General features: G+C 67.2%; 10 protein-coding genes. 5 read left to right on the forward strand and 5 right to left on the reverse strand.

The window, feature by feature from the left end; translation table 11 throughout:
- Positions 1-78: 78 nt before the first annotated feature.
- Positions 79-1,596 (forward strand): MFS transporter, encoded by a 1,518-nt coding sequence (locus tag AC5QAH_RS07245; RefSeq protein WP_029379890.1) that lies wholly within the window; start codon positions 79-81, stop codon positions 1,594-1,596.
- On the opposite strand, the gene AC5QAH_RS07250 is transcribed toward AC5QAH_RS07245, so the two are convergent.
- The 3 genes from AC5QAH_RS07250 to AC5QAH_RS07260 form a co-directional block, all read right to left on the reverse strand.
- On the reverse strand, positions 1,580-3,673 hold the full coding sequence (locus tag AC5QAH_RS07250) for a TonB-dependent siderophore receptor (protein ID WP_495232224.1): 2,094 nt from the start codon (positions 3,671-3,673) through the stop codon (positions 1,580-1,582). The genes AC5QAH_RS07245 and AC5QAH_RS07250 overlap by 17 nt on opposite strands.
- Before the next feature lie 98 nt (positions 3,674-3,771).
- Positions 3,772-5,148: a sensor histidine kinase gene (locus AC5QAH_RS07255; protein ID WP_495232367.1), complete on the reverse strand. Its 1,377-nt coding sequence runs from the start codon at positions 5,146-5,148 to the stop codon at positions 3,772-3,774.
- On the reverse strand, positions 5,135-5,818 hold the full coding sequence (locus AC5QAH_RS07260; RefSeq protein ID WP_010483717.1) for a response regulator transcription factor: 684 nt from the start codon (positions 5,816-5,818) through the stop codon (positions 5,135-5,137). The genes AC5QAH_RS07255 and AC5QAH_RS07260 overlap by 14 nt, the downstream gene beginning before the upstream one ends.
- Before the next feature lie 156 nt (positions 5,819-5,974).
- On the opposite strand from AC5QAH_RS07260, the gene AC5QAH_RS07265 reads away from it, so the two are divergent.
- Positions 5,975-7,150 carry an efflux RND transporter periplasmic adaptor subunit gene (locus AC5QAH_RS07265; RefSeq protein ID WP_495232225.1) on the forward strand — a complete coding sequence of 392 codons (1,176 nt, stop codon included), beginning with the start codon at positions 5,975-5,977 and terminating at the stop codon, positions 7,148-7,150.
- Positions 7,151-7,154: 4 nt separating this feature from the next.
- Positions 7,155-10,256 (forward strand): efflux RND transporter permease subunit, encoded by a 3,102-nt coding sequence (locus AC5QAH_RS07270; protein ID WP_049453577.1) that lies wholly within the window; start codon positions 7,155-7,157, stop codon positions 10,254-10,256.
- 271 nt (positions 10,257-10,527) lie between these two features.
- Here AC5QAH_RS07270 and AC5QAH_RS07275 read toward each other — a convergent pair whose 3' ends face one another.
- The gene (locus AC5QAH_RS07275) at positions 10,528-10,932 is read right to left on the reverse strand and encodes a GFA family protein (protein ID WP_049453579.1); all 405 of its coding nucleotides are present in this window, start codon (positions 10,930-10,932) and stop codon (positions 10,528-10,530) included.
- Positions 10,933-11,103: 171 nt separating this feature from the next.
- Here AC5QAH_RS07275 and AC5QAH_RS07280 point away from each other — a divergent pair, with 171 nt between their 5' ends.
- Positions 11,104-12,078 carry an Lnb N-terminal periplasmic domain-containing protein gene (locus AC5QAH_RS07280; protein WP_049453581.1) on the forward strand — a complete coding sequence of 325 codons (975 nt, stop codon included), beginning with the start codon at positions 11,104-11,106 and terminating at the stop codon, positions 12,076-12,078.
- A complete protein-coding gene (locus AC5QAH_RS07285) occupies positions 12,078-14,099 on the forward strand; it encodes an esterase/lipase family protein (protein ID WP_049453583.1) in 2,022 nt (673 codons plus the stop codon). Before AC5QAH_RS07280 ends, AC5QAH_RS07285 begins: the two co-directional genes overlap by 1 nt.
- A gap of 38 nt (positions 14,100-14,137) precedes the next feature.
- On the opposite strand, the gene AC5QAH_RS07290 is transcribed toward AC5QAH_RS07285, so the two are convergent.
- Complete coding sequence (locus AC5QAH_RS07290; RefSeq protein ID WP_049453585.1) at positions 14,138-15,559, reverse strand: MFS transporter; 1,422 nt, start codon at positions 15,557-15,559, stop codon at positions 14,138-14,140.
- Positions 15,560-15,580: the final 21 nt, after the last annotated feature.

The following is a 15,580-nucleotide window of genomic DNA, read 5'->3' on the forward strand; positions in this document are numbered from 1 at the left end:
CAATCAACGTCCATCCAGCCTGTTTTTCAGCAATACCGGCCTGCCCATCATCAACGCCCCTGATGGATGGAGGCCCACATGGCCCCGGTTTCGATACGCCCTATACCCGTCCGCATGCAGCAGCACTGGACGCTGCTTGCGGTCTGCCTGGCCGCGCTGGCGCTGCCGTTGTCCTTTTCGGCCGGTGCCGTCGCGGTGCCGGTGCTGGCTCGTTCTGCGGGGGCCTCGCCCACCGCGTTGGCCTGGGTGACCAATGCCTTCATGCTGACCTTCGGCAGCCTGCTGCTTGCTGCCGGTGGCCTGGCCGACCGCTACGGCCGTCGGCGGATGTTCCTGACGGGCACGGTCGGATTCACCGCTGCTACGACCGCTGTATGCGTGGCCCCGACGCTGCTGTGGCTGGATCTGGCGCGCGGCCTGCAGGGCGTTGCCGCCGCCGCCGCGCTGGCCTCGGGCACTGCGGCGCTGGCGCAGGGCTGGCAGGGGCCGGCGCGTGGCCGCGTCTTCGCCCTGCTGGGCACGACGTTCGGTGCGGGGCTGGCGCTTGGGCCGTTGCTGGCGGGCCTGCTGCTGCAGGCACTGGGATGGCGCAGTGTGTTCGCAGCCGGTGGTTTACCGGCATTGGCGGCCTTCGCACTGGGCGCGCGCGTGTTGCCTGAGAGCCATGGAGAGCGCGGCCGGCTGGATGTCGGCGGCATGCTGGGTTTCAGCATGATGCTGGCGGCGCTGACGCTGGCCCTGCTGTGGCTGGGCGAATTCGGCGTGCACGCCATGCGCGTGCAACTGGCATTGCTCGCCACGCTGTTGCTCGGCGCAGCGTTCGTCTGCATCGAACGGATGCATCCATTCCCATTGCTGGACCTCTCGCTGTTCTCGCAACCGGCGTTCCTGGGCGTCCAGCTGCTACCGGTGGCGACCTGCCTCGGCTACGTGGTGCTGCTGGTGGTGTTGCCGCTTCAACTCCTGGGTGTGCATGGGCAGAGCACCACGTGGGTTGGCCTGCAGATGCTGGCCCTGTCTGCGCCGATGCTGGTGCTGCCACTGTTGGCCGCGCGCTGGGCGGGACGGATCGGCAGCGCACGGCTGTGCACTCTTGGCCTGCTGGTGTGTGCGTGCGGCCTGTATCTGCTGTCGCGGTATGCGGCCAATCCGTCGCCGCGGCAGTGGATGCCATGGCTGGCACTGATCGGCGCAGGGACGGCGTTGCCGTGGGGGCTGATGGATGGGTTGTCGGTGAGCATGGTGCCGGTGCAGCGGGCCGGCATGGCTGCAGGCATCTTCGGCACCGTGCGGGTGGCCGGCGAAGGTATTGCGCTGGCGGCGGTGACAGCAGTGCTGTCGCTGATTGCCAGCGAGCATCTACAGGGAGCATCGCCTGCATCGTTGGCGCGCGCTGGTGCCTATCTGGCCACGGGTACGCAGGCACAGGCGCAGGCACTGCTGCCGTCGATGAGCGGCGAGCAGCTGCAGCACGCCAGTGCCGAGGCGCTGGCGGTGCTGCTGCGTCTGCTGGCACTGCTGACCGCCGCATGCGCGGTGGTGTTTCACCTGCTGCTGCGGCGGCCGACATTGGCCGTGCTCAGAACCGATAGCTGATGGTGCCGGTGACCACGCGCGGGTAGCCGGCGAAGCAGTCGCCAAACGTGCGGCACGGGGCGTAGTAGCGCTTGTCGGTGAGGTTGGTGATGTTCAATGCCATCGTCCAGTCGGTCACCTGCACTTCCACCAATGCATCGGCCAGCGTGTAGCTGGGCGTGATGATGCGCCCGCCATTGCCCAGCGATACGGTGTTGCCGACGTGGCGCACGCCCAGGCCCAGGCGCAGGCGTGCGGCGTCGTCAAGCTGGAAGCCCTTCGAGACCCAGGCCGAGGCCAGGTCCTGCGGGGTGTCGTTGAGGCGCTGGCCCACTTCCAGCGCGAAGTTGCTGCGGCTGACTTCGGCCTCGTTGCGGGCCACCGCGGCGGTGATGGTGAGGTCGTTGGCGAACTGGAACTGCCCTTCCAGCTCGATACCCTTGGAGCGGATCTGCCCGGTCTGCACCACGTTCAGCACGTTGTCCGGGTCGTTGGTCTGCCGGTTGGTTTCGGTGATGCGGTACGCCGCCATCGTCAGCAGCAGGTTGCGTGCCGGCTGCCACTTGATGCCGGCCTCGCTCTGGCGGCCACGCATCGGTTTGAAGGCCTGGCCGAACAGGTCCTGGCCAGTGACCGGCAGGAACGACTCGCTGTAGCTCAGGTAGGGCGATACACCGGCGCCGAGGTCGCCGATCAGGCCGGCGCGGTAGGTCGTCGCGTTGTCGGTCTGGCTGGGCTGGCCTTCGGTCTTCGAGCGCGCATGGTCGCGGCGCGCGCCCAGCACCAGCGAGACGCGGTCGGCCCAGCGGATCTGGTCCTGCACATAGACACCCAGCTGGGTGGAGGTCTGGTCCGGCTGACGATCCCAGCCACGCACGACCGGTGCGGCCGACACCGGGGCGTAGATGTCGATCGGCGTGCCGGTGGCATCCAGCCGCTGCAGCTGCTCCTTGTACTGGCTGTAGTCCACCCCGGCCAGCAGCAGGTGCTGGAAGGCACCGGTGGCGAAGTCGAACTGCAGCGCATTGTCGGCGCTGAAGATCTGCACGTCGGGGCGGGTGCCGTAGGCGGTGCGGTTGACCACGCGGTGGTCGGCATCGATGAAGGGATCTGCCGGATTGCTGTAGCTGTCCACGTACATCTGCTGCAGGGTGGTCCTGCCATCGATGTAGCGCACCGCCGAGCGCAGGCTGAGCACGTCATTGAAGCTGTGGTCGAACAGCGCGGTCAGGCTGTAGACGCGCGAATCGATGCGATCAAAGCCGGGGTGGCCGATGAAGGTGGAAGTGCCCAGGCGGCGACCCGGCAGTGCCAGCAGGGTCGCGGCCAGCGGCAGGAACTGCTGGCTGGAGCCGGTCCTGTCGTGCTGATAGCTGGCCAGCAGGGTCAGCGTGCTGCGTTCGCCGCGCCAGCTGATCGAGGGCGCCAGGTAGATGCGGTCATCGTTGAGTACATCGGTCTGCATGTTGGATTCACGCATCAGCCCGACGAAGCGGCCGGCAAGCGTACCGGCATCGTTCAAGGCGCCGCCAATGTCACCCTGAAGCTGCCTGCGGTCGAAGCTGCCGAACTGCACGCCGACCTCGCCCGTGAGGGCGCCGAAGGTCGGGCGCTTGCTCATCGCATTGATGATGCCGCCGGTGGCGCCGGCACCGTACAGCACCGAGGACGGGCCGCGCAGCACTTCCACCCGCTCCAGGCCATAGATTTCCGGGCGGGCGAGAGGGCTGAAACCGTAGCTGCGGCGCAGGCCATCCTGGTACTGCACGGGGTCCAGCCCGCGTACCGAGGTCGCGTCGTTGCGGGTATCCAGGCCCCAGGCATCGGCGGTGACGCCGGCGCTGTAGCGCAGCACTTCCTGCAGGTTGTGCGCGCCGCGATCGGTGAACAGCTGCTGGGTGACCACGCTGATCGCCTGCGGCGTCTCGGTCAGGGCGGTGTCGGTCTTGGTCGCGGTGCTGGCCCGCTCGGCCACCACGGTCACCTTGTCCAGGGTGCGTGCCGCCGGGCCGTCCTGGGCCTGGGCGACGGCCGAGGCCAGCAGGGTGGGCAGGGCAAGCGTGTACAGCAGCGGGCGGCGCGGCGACAGGGCGGGCATCGTCAGGAATCCGGGAAGGCGGTGACGGCGGATTATCCGGATGCTCGACTGCAAATACAAATGATTCCCAAATGCGATTGAATCGCTCGGGACAGGCGTCAGGGCAGGCCATCCGAGGTGCCGCGGATGCTCAGCCAGGCGCCGCCGCCCGGGGTGCTGCCCACACGCAGCCGGAAGCCGTGCAGGCCGGCAATGGCGGCCACGATCGACAGGCCCAAGCCGAATCCAGGTCCCTGGCCGGCACTGCTGCTGCCGCGGAAGAAGCGCTGGTAGATCAGCGTGCGATCCTGCGGCGGGATGCCGGGTCCATTGTCGATCACATCGATCCTCGGCGCGCCGTGATCATCGACCGCACGCAGCAGGATGCGGCCGTGCGCAGGGGTGAACTGCAGGGCGTTGGACAGCAGGTTCGCCACCGCTTCGAACAACAGCTCACGGTCGCCGCGCAGCAGGCCGGCCTGTGGATCCACCTGCAGCTCCAGCAACTGCTGCTTCTCTTCGGCCAGTGGCAGGTAGAACTGGTGCAGTTCCTGCAGCAGCTCGGCTAGGTCGACCTCGTCGAAGGCCGAACGCCGCTGGTGGCTTTCCAGTTCGGATACCCGCAGCAGCGCGGTGAAGCGCGCCATCAGCATGTCCGTTTCCGCCAGTGCCTTGTCCAGCGGGGCGGCATGCGGATCCTGTTCGTCCAGACCGACGCGCATGCGGTACAGATGCGCCCGCAGTCGGGTGAGCGGGGTGCGCAGATCATGGGCGATGCTGTCGCACACGCCTTTGACCTCGGTCATCAGCTGCTCGATGCGTTCGAGCATGGCATTGACGATGCTCGACAGCCGATCGATCTCGTCGCGACGGTTGGATACCGGCAGGCGCTGGCCGAGGTCGCCGGCGACGATGCGGCTGGTGGCCGCTTCGATCTGCTGGATCCGCTTCAACGGGCGCCGGCGCAGCAGATGCCATCCGACCAGGCCAGGGATGACGGTCAGCGACACGCCCCACAGCAGTGCATCGAGAATGATGCTGTTGACCGCCATGAGCTTGCCGTTCTGGCGCACGAACACCAGCGTCCGCCCGTCCCGGGTCGCTACGCCAAGTGCGCTGCCGCCGCTCTCGTGCTTTCCATCGACCAATGTCCAGCCTTCCACCGGATGCGAGCTGCCATCCAGCGGCAGTCCCGCTGGGATGGCGGTCAGCGGTCCAGCCAATGGCGCGCCGTCGCCGCTGAACAATCCGTAGGTGTAGACCTGGTGCAGGTCGAAGCGCTGGCTGTCGCGCAACGCATCGTCCAGTGCCTGGCCGTCGAATGCCATGAACAGATGGGCACGCTGCTGCAGCCCGGATTCGGTCAGGTCATTGAGATAGTCCGAGATGCGCCAGTACATCACCCCCAGCAGCAGGCTCGACCAGGCCACGAACAGGATGCAGTACAACCCGAGCAGGCGGCTGCTGGACGAGCGCCACTGGTCAGGATTGCGCATCGAAGACATAGCCGGTTCCACGTACGGTGGTGATGGGTTGCGGGCGGCCCGGCTGCTCGATGCGCTTGCGCACGCGGCCGATGTGGACATCGATCAGGTTGGTGCCGGGGTCGAAGTGATAGCCCCAGACTTCCTGGAACAGCATGCTGCGGGTGACCACCTGGCCGGCATTGCGGACCAGGAATTCGAGCAGCTTGAATTCGGTCGGCAGCAGGCTGATTTCCTGCCCACCACGCCGGGCCGAACGGGTCATCAGATCCAGTTCGAGGTCGCCGGCATGCAGGACACTGTCGGCAGGGCCGGCCTGGCTCTGGCGACGGATCAATACCTCCACGCGGGCTGCCATCTCATCGGAGGCGAACGGCTTGGTCAGGTAATCGTCGCCGCCTGCACGCAGGCCGCGCACGCGCTCGTCCACGTCCGACAGCGCGCTGATCATCAGTACGGGGGTGACGATTCCTTCTCGCCGCAGCGCAGTGACCAGCGCCAGGCCATCAATGCCAGGCAGCATGCGGTCCAGGGTGATCACCGCGTAGTCGCCCGCACGCGCCAATGCGAGGCCGGCAGTGCCATCAACGGCAACGTCGACCTCGAAGCCATGGCTGCGCAGCTCGGTTGCGATTTCCTCCGCAGTGACAAGATCGTCCTCGATGGTGAGTACGCGCGGCATGGGCCATTGTGCAGGTTGGATGGCTGCCATCCTCGCAACCGCTCGCGGTGACTGCAAATGAAAAATGTTTCATGCGCGATTCGCCGGATTCCGCGCACAGGTCTTCTATATTCGGCGCCGAGCGTCTCCCCCCGGCGCGCGGAACCCCGGCACCCGATGAACCTCCTGCCCACCCCGCTGCCACACCACGCCCGGCCACTGCCGATCCGGAGGCCAGCGCTGCTTGCGCTCGTTCTGCTCGGCCTGTTGACGGCCTGCGGCAAGGATGCGCCCAAGCCGGCCGGCAGGCTTCACGAGGTGGAGGTGCTGACCCTGCAGGAAAGGCCGCTGGCGATGGAACAGGAGCTGCCGGGGCGGACCATCGCATCGCAGGAGTCGGATGTGCGCCCGCAGGTGGATGGCGTGCTGGTGAAACGCCTGTTCGAAGAGGGCGAAACCGTGCGTGCCGGGCAGCCTTTGTTCCAGATCGAACCGGCCCTGTACCAGGCGGCGTTGAATCAGGCTCAGGCCAACCTGAAGACCGCCGAAGCGGCGGCAGTGACCGCACGCCTGCGCGCGCAACGGATGCAGGCGCTGGGCGGCGAGCAGCTGGCCGCGCGCCAGGACGTGGATGACGCCATCGCCAGTGGGCAGCAGGCCGCAGCCGCGGTGCACGCGGCACAGGCGAGCCTGGATACCGCACGTACGCGGCTTGGTTTCGCCACGGTGACCGCGCCGATTGCCGGGCGCATCGGCCGTGCGCTGTTCACACCGGGGGCGCTGGTCACCTCTGGCCAGGCCGACCCGCTGGCGCGGATCCAGCAGGTCGACCCGATGAACGTGGACATCACCCAGTCCAGCAACGAGTACCTGGCCTTGCGCCGCGCCATCGCCGACGGTGGCGTGCAGGCCACCACCGCTGCGGTGCGGCTGAGGCTGTCCGATGGCAGCGCGTATCCGTTGCCCGGCACTCTGGAATTTGCCGATATCGACGTGCAGCAGGAAACCGGCAGCATCACCCTGCGTGCACGTTTTCCCAATCCCGCCGGGCAGCTGCTGCCAGGCATGTACGTGCGCGCGCTGGTGGGGCAGGGCACCCGCCAGCAGGCGCTGCTGGTGCCACAGGCTGCGGTCGACCGCAGCCCGAAGGGCGAGGCGCAGGTGTGGGTGGTGGATGAGGGCGGCAAGGCGAAGCTGCGCCTGTTCCGCACCGCGCGTGCGGTGGGCGATCAGTGGCTGGTGCTCGATGGCCTGGCCGCCGGTGAACAGGTGGTGGTGGCCGGCACGCAGGGCCTGGCCGATGGCATGGCGGTACGGGTGAAGTCTGCGCCGGCACCGGCCGGGAAGGACTGAGCAGATGCTGCCGCGCTTCTTCATCCATCGCCCGGTGTTCGCCTGGGTGCTGGCGATCTGCATCATGGCGTTTGGCGCGATCGCCGTCAGCCAGCTGCCGGTCGAACAGTACCCGGACATCGCACCGCCACAGGTCAACATCACCGCGAACTACACCGGCGCCTCGGCGCAGACGGTGGAAGACAGCGTCACCCAGGTGATCGAACAGCAGATCAAAGGCATCGATCACCTGTTGTATTTCTCGTCGACCAGTTCGTCATCGGGGCAGGCGCGCATCACGGTCACATTCGACCAGAGCGCCAACCCGGACATTGCCCAGGTCCAGGTGCAGAACAGCGTCAACCAGGCCATCAACCGGCTGCCGCAGGAAGTGCAGCAGCAGGGCGTGACGGTCGCCAAGTCGCAGGGCGACTCGCTGATGGTGGTCTCGCTGTATGACACCAGCCGGCGCATGGAACGGGTGGATGTTTCCGACTTCCTGGTCAGCAACGTGCAGGATCCGATCAGCCGCATTCCGGGTGTCGGCGAGATCAATGTGTTCGGCTCGGCGTATGCGATGCGCGTGTGGCTGGACCCGCACAAGCTGCGCGCCTACGACCTGATGCCGGCCGACGTGCGCACGGCCATCCAGGCCCAGAACACCCAGGTCACGGCCGGCGAACTGGGCGCATTGCCATCCAGCGCAACGCAGAGCCTGAATGCCACCGTCACTGCCCAGTCGCGGCTGCAGACGCCCGAACAGTTCCGCGCGATCATCCTGCGCACGCTTCCCAGCGGCGCTGCAGTGCACCTGGGCGACGTGGCACGGGTGGAGATCGGTGCCGAGAACTACCAGACCAGCAGCTATCTCAATGGCTATCCGGCGGCGGGTTTCTCGGTCACGCTGGCCTCCGGGGCCAACGCGCTGGCCACCGCGGATGCGGTCCGTGAGGAGATCGAACGCCTGCGACCAACGTTCCCGCCCGGGCTGCAGGTCGCCTATCCGCGCGACAGCACACCGTTCGTGCGGGTCTCGATCGAGGGTGTCATCCATACCCTCATCGAGGCCATCGTGCTGGTGGTCGTGGTGATGTTCCTGTTCCTGCAGAACCTGCGTGCTACGTTGATCCCCGCGATCACGGTGCCGGTGGTGCTGCTGGGCACGTTCGGCGTGCTGGCGGTCGCCGGATTCACGATCAACACGCTCACCTTGTTTGCGATGGTTCTGGCGATCGGCCTGCTGGTCGACGACGCGATCGTGGTGGTGGAGAACGTGGAGCGCATCATCCACGACGAGCACCTGCCGCCACGCGAGGCCACCGAAAAATCGATGGGCGAGATCACCGGCGCGCTGATCGGCATCACCGTGGTGCTGGGCGCGGTGTTCCTGCCGATGGCCCTGTTCGGTGGTTCCACCGGCATCATCTACCGCCAGTTCTCGATCACCATTGCATCTGCGATGGCGCTGTCGGCGCTTGTCGCGCTGACGCTGACCCCGGCGCTGTGCGCGACCCTGCTCAAGCCATCTTCGGCGCAGAAACCGCAGGGCCGCTTCTTCAGGACCTTCAACCGGGGTGTCGAGCGCAGCCAGTTGGCCTATCAGGGAAAGCTCGGTGGCGTGGTCGCCCGGCCGCGGCGCTGGATGGCGTTCTACCTGCTGGTGGTGGTCGCCATGATTGCGCTGTACGCGCGCATGCCCACCGGCTTCCTGCCGGTGGAAGACCAGGGCCAGGTGACCTTCCAGTTCTCCACGCCGGAGGGCACGCCGATGGCGCGTACCGAAGCGCTCGGCGAGCAGATCAGCCGCTACTTCATGGAGCACGAGAAGCAGAACCTGGACGTGGTGTTCGTGGTGGTTGGCCGCAACAATGCCGGCACCGGCCAGAACGCCGGACAGGGCTTCCTCGCACTGAAACCCTGGGATGAGCGTACCGGCGACAACACCGCTGCGGCGATCATCACGCGTGCCAATGCCTACTTCCGCGGGTTGCCCGATGCCAGGGTCAATGTGCTTGCACCGCCGGCGGTGCGTGGACTGGGCCAGTCCAGTGGCTTCGAACTGTGGATGCAGGACACCAGCGCCGCCGGGCGCGTGGCCCTGCAGGCAGCGCAGGAACAGGTGGTGCGTGCGGCCGGCGAAGACGATGGGCTCACCTCGGTGCGCCTGAACGGCCTCGGCGACAAGGCCGAGCTGCGGCTGGACATCGACCATGCGCAGGCCAGCGCGCTGGGGTTGTCCCAGGCCGACATCAATTCCACCCTGTCCGCGGCCTGGGGCGGCAGCTACGTCAACGACTTCCTCGACCGTGGCCGGGTCAAGCGGGTCTACATGCAGGGTGACCAGCCCTACCGCAGCGTGCCCGACGACATCGGCCAGTGGTATGTGCGCGGTGGCAACGGCCAGATGGCGTCGTTCGCCAGCTTCGCCAGCAGCCACTGGGCGCGCGGGCCCCAGCTGCAGCAGCGCTTCAACGGTCTGCCGGCGATGCAGATCCAGGGCAGTGCCGCCGAAGGACGCAGTTCGGGCGAGGCGATGCAGCGCATGCAGGCGCTGATTGCGGACCAGGCGGGATTCGACCTGCAGTGGAGTGGCCTGTCCTACCAGGAGCGGTTGGCCAGCAACCAGACGCTGTGGCTTTACCTGGCCTCGATTGCCTTCATCTTCCTGTGCCTGGCTGCGCTCTATGAAAGCTGGACGGTGCCGGTGGCCGTGGTACTGGTGATTCCCTTGGGCGTGATCGGTACCGTGCTGGCGACCACCGCGGCGGGCTTCGTCAACGACATCTACTTCCAGGTCGGGCTGCTGACCACCATCGGCCTGTCAGCCAAGAATGCGATCCTGATCGTGGAGTTCGCCGAGGCCCGCTATCGCGCGGGCAGCTCAGCGGTAGAGGCCGCGCTGCAGGGCGCACGCCTGCGCCTGCGGCCGATCGTGATGACGTCGTTGGCCTTTGTGGCCGGTGTGATTCCGTTGGCGTTGGCCACCGGTGCCGGTGCGGTCAGCCGTCGTGAGATCGGCATGAGCGTGATCGGCGGCATGGTCTCCGGCACGGTGCTGGCGGTGGTGCTGGTGCCATTGTTCTTCGTGCTGGTGCGCCGCCTGGGCCGGTCACGGCGGCAGGAGTGAGCGGGGGGCGCGGCTGTCATCTGGCTGCCGCAGCGCCATCACCCGTCCTTTGCCCAGCTGTCGCTAGCGTAGGTCGTCCCCGTCCCCCACGGAGACCTGCCATGTGGCTGCTCGACCATCTCTGGCCTGGCCGCAGACCTGTCCCTCCCCCGGTCGCTGCCGAACCACAGGCGACGCCCCGTCGGCCCTGGCTGAAACGCCCGGTGCGGGCCGGGCGCAGCGGCATGGCGCCTTGGCAGAAGGTCGCCGCACCGCCGCGGCGCACACGCCACTAGGCGGTGCGGTCGGCGGGGTGGTTGACCCCGTCGTTGACCGGAATGATGCCCAGTGCGAACGGGTCGATGCCCTCCAGGCAGGCCACGTTGTAGCCGTACTGGTCCGGGTTGGAACGACGCCGGTGGTGGGTGTAGATGCCGCACACGCCGCAGAAATAGTGCTCGGCCACATGCGTGTTGAACTGGTACAGCTGCAGGTGGTTCTGCCCGCGCACCACCTGCAGGCCCGCGCGTGCGACGCTGGCGGCGATGGCGCCACGGCGGCGGCACATCGAGCAGTCACAGCGGCGCGGATCGACGATGCCATCAGGCAGGTCCAGCAGCAGTTCGACCGTGCCGCAGTGGCAGGTGGCGCGATGCCGGGGTTGGACCGGAACGCCGGCCACGGAAGTGATGCCCATCGTTGCTCCTGTGAGGTGAATCTGGCCGCAGAGGCCGCCGCCGACGGTGCACCGGCCTGCCTGAACGGGCCGTAGATGCCACGGTGAACCCGCTTATGGCTAACTATGCGGCTTCAAGACCGCGACAGGATGCCAGTGAACGCCGCAGGACGTTGGATGACAGGAAGTGCCATGGCGCTGCTGGCGCTGTGGGTGACCGGGCTGCTGGCCTATCAGTTGCCTGGGCCGGGCTGGCTGGCCGCCGGCGTCGCCGGGCTGTGGCTGCTGGTTGCGCTGTGGGCGTCGTGGCGGGTCGCGCGGGGCCGTGCCTCGCGCCGCCTGGGTCTGGCGTTCGGGGCATCGCTGGCACTGGCCGGCCTGTGGTGGCTGCTGCTGACCCCGCGCCAGGACCGGTTGTGGGCCGATGACGTGGCGCAGCGCCTGCACGTGGTGTCCTTCGATGGCCGCCACGTCGTGCTGGACAATGTGCGTGACTTCAGTTGGCGCACTGAAACCGACTATGACGCACACTGGGTGCGCCGCGAGTACGACCTGGACCAGCTGCGCTCGGCCGACCTGGTGCTGTCGTACTGGATGGGCCCGGCCATCGCCCACACCTTGATCTCGTTCGGCTTCGAGGACGGTCGCCACGTGGTGTTCTCGCTGGAGATCCGCAAGGAGCGCGGTGAGTCGTTCTCGGCGCTGGGCGGCTTCTTCCGCAAGTTCGAGATGACCCTGGTGGCGTCGGAGGAGACCGACATCATCCGCACACGCACCAACGCGCGTGGCGAGGACGTCTACCTGTACCGCCTGCATGGTATGGACCGCACGCAGCTGAAGGAACTGTTCGCTGCGTACATCGCGCAGGCCCGCGAACTGGATGCGAAGCCCGGCTTCTACAACACGTTGACCAGCAACTGCACCACCATCGTCTTCGACCTGGCCCGCCACATCGCACCGCGCCTGCCGCTGGATTACCGCCTGCTGCTGTCCGGTTACCTGGCCGAGTACGCGCAGGAGGTCGGCGCGCTCACTCCAGGCGTGCCGTACGCCGAGCTGCACGACAAGGGCCGCATCACCCAGCGTGCGCTGGACCTAGGCGATGGCCCGCACTTCTCCACCGTGATCCGCCAGGGCGTGCCCGGCACCGAGCAGGACCCACAGTAATGACCCAACTCTTTCTGACCCGCTGGCAGCGCATGCTGCCGGCGCTGCTTGCCGCCTTCCTGCTGCTGGGCAGCAGCGGCTGTGCGATGGTGACCGTCAAGCAGGTCAAATCCAGCGATTCGCTGGTCAACAAGCGCGCGGATGTGCTCAACACCGGCAAGCTCAGCCCAGCCGCGCGCGAGACGCTCAGCGCGGCGGGCCTGGACGAGTCGCAGTGCGAGAAGGACTTTCTGGTCTGCCGCAGCACGCTGCTGATGACCGATGACCTCAATGTCGAGCAGCGGCTGTCGGCGCTGTCCGAATTGTGGGTGAAGGCCGCGCTGGCGCTGACACCGAAGAAGACCGCAGCGGGTGATCCGCCGATGAGCGATGCGGCATTGGATGCCTGGCTGGAAGCGGCGCGTTACGCGTATGCGTATCTGTTCTACAGCGGCAGGTCCCCATCCGACCGTGCCTTCGAGGACCGGCAGACGCAGGTGCGTGACTACTACAACTACGCGGCCGAGAAAGCAGCGGTGGTGCTGTTCGTGCGTGCGCGTGCGGCGGCACTTGCCGGCGAGGACTACACGAAGCCGGTCTCGGTCGGCAGCTGGTCGCTGGCCTCCAACTACCAGCAGTTGAACCTGAAGAGCATCCCGGCGCAGTTGGTGCCGGCCGGTACCGTCAGTTTCGTCGGCCTGCGCAGCACCTATCGCCGCGATGGTTTCGGCGCCGAGCTGGTGATGGTGATGGATCCGCCGAAGCTGGTCGCGCCGGTGATCGAACCCGATGGCCCGAAGGCCGAGACCACGCAGGACGACGGCGACGACGCGCACCGTGGCCGTCGTCATCGCCATGACGATTCGGTGCCCGAATTCAGTGAGATGTCCTCGATCAACGTCACCGCACTGCTGCGTTTCGAGGGCAGCAGCCTGGAAGACGTGATGCGCACACGCCGGGTCGAGCTGGATGCCTATTCGCCGGAAGCCACCGAGCGCATCACCCTGCACGGTGAGCAGGTACCGCTGGCCGGCAACTTCACCGCGGCCTATGGCCTGTGGCTGGCGCAGAGTGGCTTCGCCCGGCAGTCGCTGCGCACCCTGTTCGGCATGAGCGAGGGCATCGGCGAGCCGCACATTTACCTGATGCAGCCTTGGGACCCGAACCGGCGCATCATCTTCATGCTGCATGGCCTGGCCAGCAGCCCGGAAGCCTGGGTGAACCTGGCCAATGAGATCATGGGCGATCCCGAGCTGCGCCAGCAGTTCCAGGTGTGGCAGGTCTATTACCCGACCAATGCGCCGATCGCACTGAACCGCTACGAGATCGCCAATGCGTTCAACGACACGCTGAAGCATTTCGACCCCAACGGCAGCACGCGTGCCTCGAAGGACATGGTTTACATCGGCCACAGCATGGGCGGTGTACTGGCGCGGCTGCTGGTGAGCGACTCTGGCGACGTGCTGTGGAATGACCTGCTGGCCAACTACGACCTGAAGGGTGAACGGCTGAAGCGGGTGCAGAACAAGCTGGGGCCGCTGCTGCATTTCAAGGCACAGCCGAACGTGGAACGCGCGATCTTCATCGCCGCACCGCACCAGGGTACCGACATCGCCGGCAACAAGGTCGGCCGCCTGATCGGTCGCCTGGTGCGCCTGCCGCTGACCATTCTCGGCAAGTTCGAGGACGTGTTCATGGCACTGGCGCAGGCCGAGCAGCAGGTCGATGGCACCGCCAAGCCGAAGATCCCGAACAGCATCGACAACCTCAAGGCCAGCGATCCGTTCGTGAAGGCCGCCGCACAGCTGCCGATCGAAGCGGGCCTGAAGTACCACTCGATCATCGCCCAGCGCAAACCGGAACTGCCGGTGGAGAAGTCCGATGACGGGCTGGTGCCGTACTGGAGCGCACACCTGCCGGGCGCATTGTCGGAGAAGGTGATCATTTCCGGCCACAGCGTGCAGGAGACCCCGCAGGCGGTGCTGGAGGTGCGGCGCATCCTGCATCGGGATATTGATGACATGGGGACTGGCACCCGGTAGTGCCGGCCGCTGGCCGGCAATCCCGCAATGCGGCGGCGTTACACCCGCCGCGCGATCACCGTGGCCAGCAGCGCCAGGCCGAAGGTGATCGCCAGGCACAGCACGTAACCGGTGTGGGGTGCGCTTTGCACGAACAGCGCGAACAGCGCGCCGGAAACCGCCAGCGCGGTGGTCACCGACAGCGCCTCGCTCAGCTGCAGTGCCGAGGTGTTGGTACCCTGCTCCTGCGGCGCCGACAACGACAGCGTCAGCACCGACAGGCTCGCGTAGATCATGCCCATGCCGAAGCCGGTCACGGCCCAGCCGAGCAGCGACACCGGCAGTGGCACCACGTTGAACAGCACGGCCAGCGTGGCGGCGATGCCGACCGTCATCATCGTTGTGCCCACCCGCAACAGCTGCTGGCGCGACCAGCCACGCTGCTGGTGACCCTGCAGCCATGAACCGGCGAACCAGCCCAGTGCGCCAAGACTGAGCACGGCACCGGCCCAGCTGGGCGAGAGCCCGCGTTCGCGCTGCAGCAGCAGCGGCAGGTAGGCCTCGCAGGCGAAGAATGCGGCCGCCGCGACGCCGCGCAGCGCGATCACGCTGGGCAGGCCACGGCGCAGGATCAGGGTTCCGGGCGGAAGCAGTCGATGCACGCAGAACAGCAGCCCCAGCATCGCCACGCCGATGCAGAGCAGCGCAGGCAGGCCCTGCTGCTGGCCGCCGAAGTAGAGCAGCAGCGCCGCCAGCGAGGCACCACTGGCCCAGCGCACAACGTTGCCTCGCCCATCGTTGGCGAGGCCGCCATCGGTGGGCTGCATGCGCGTGAGTGCCGGGCGCAGCAGCAGCGCGGCCGGAATGGCCAGCAGTGGCACGGCCAGGAACACCCAGCGCCAGCCGAGATGCTGCACGATCAGGCCGCTCAACGCCGGGCCGACCATCGATGGCACCACCCAACCGGCCGAGAAGGCGGCGAATACCTTCGGCCGCAGGTGCTCGGGGTAGCTGCGGCCGACCATCACATACAGCGAAACCGAGATCGCGCCCGCGCCGAGGCCCTGCAGAAGGCGTCCTGCCACCAGCATGCCCATGCGCATGGCAAAGCCGGCCAGCAGCAGGCCTAGGACGAAGCAGGCCAACCCGTACCAGAGCGGCCGTGCCGGCCCGTGGCAGTCGGCCCAGCGCCCGGCCAGGGTCATGCCGATCACGCTGGTGGCCAGGGTACCGCCGAAGGCCAGTGCGTACAGGCGCAGGCCGTCCAGTGTCACGGCCACGGTCGGCATGGCGGCCGCCACCGCCAAGGCCTCGAAGGCGTGCAGCGCGACCAGCGCCACCATGCCAAGGGTGGTGGCGCGATAGCGGGGGGACAGGATCGACGTATCAGCCTGCACAACCGCGTCGGCGGGCGAAACAGTGGGGGACATACAAGTTGGATGCGGGCCGCGCTTGTCAACTGGCGGCGAAGATAGCAGCATGCCACCTCAACTGCAGTTGAG

The sequence above is a fragment of the Stenotrophomonas sp. YJH_SMC_43 genome (assembly GCF_059372535.1).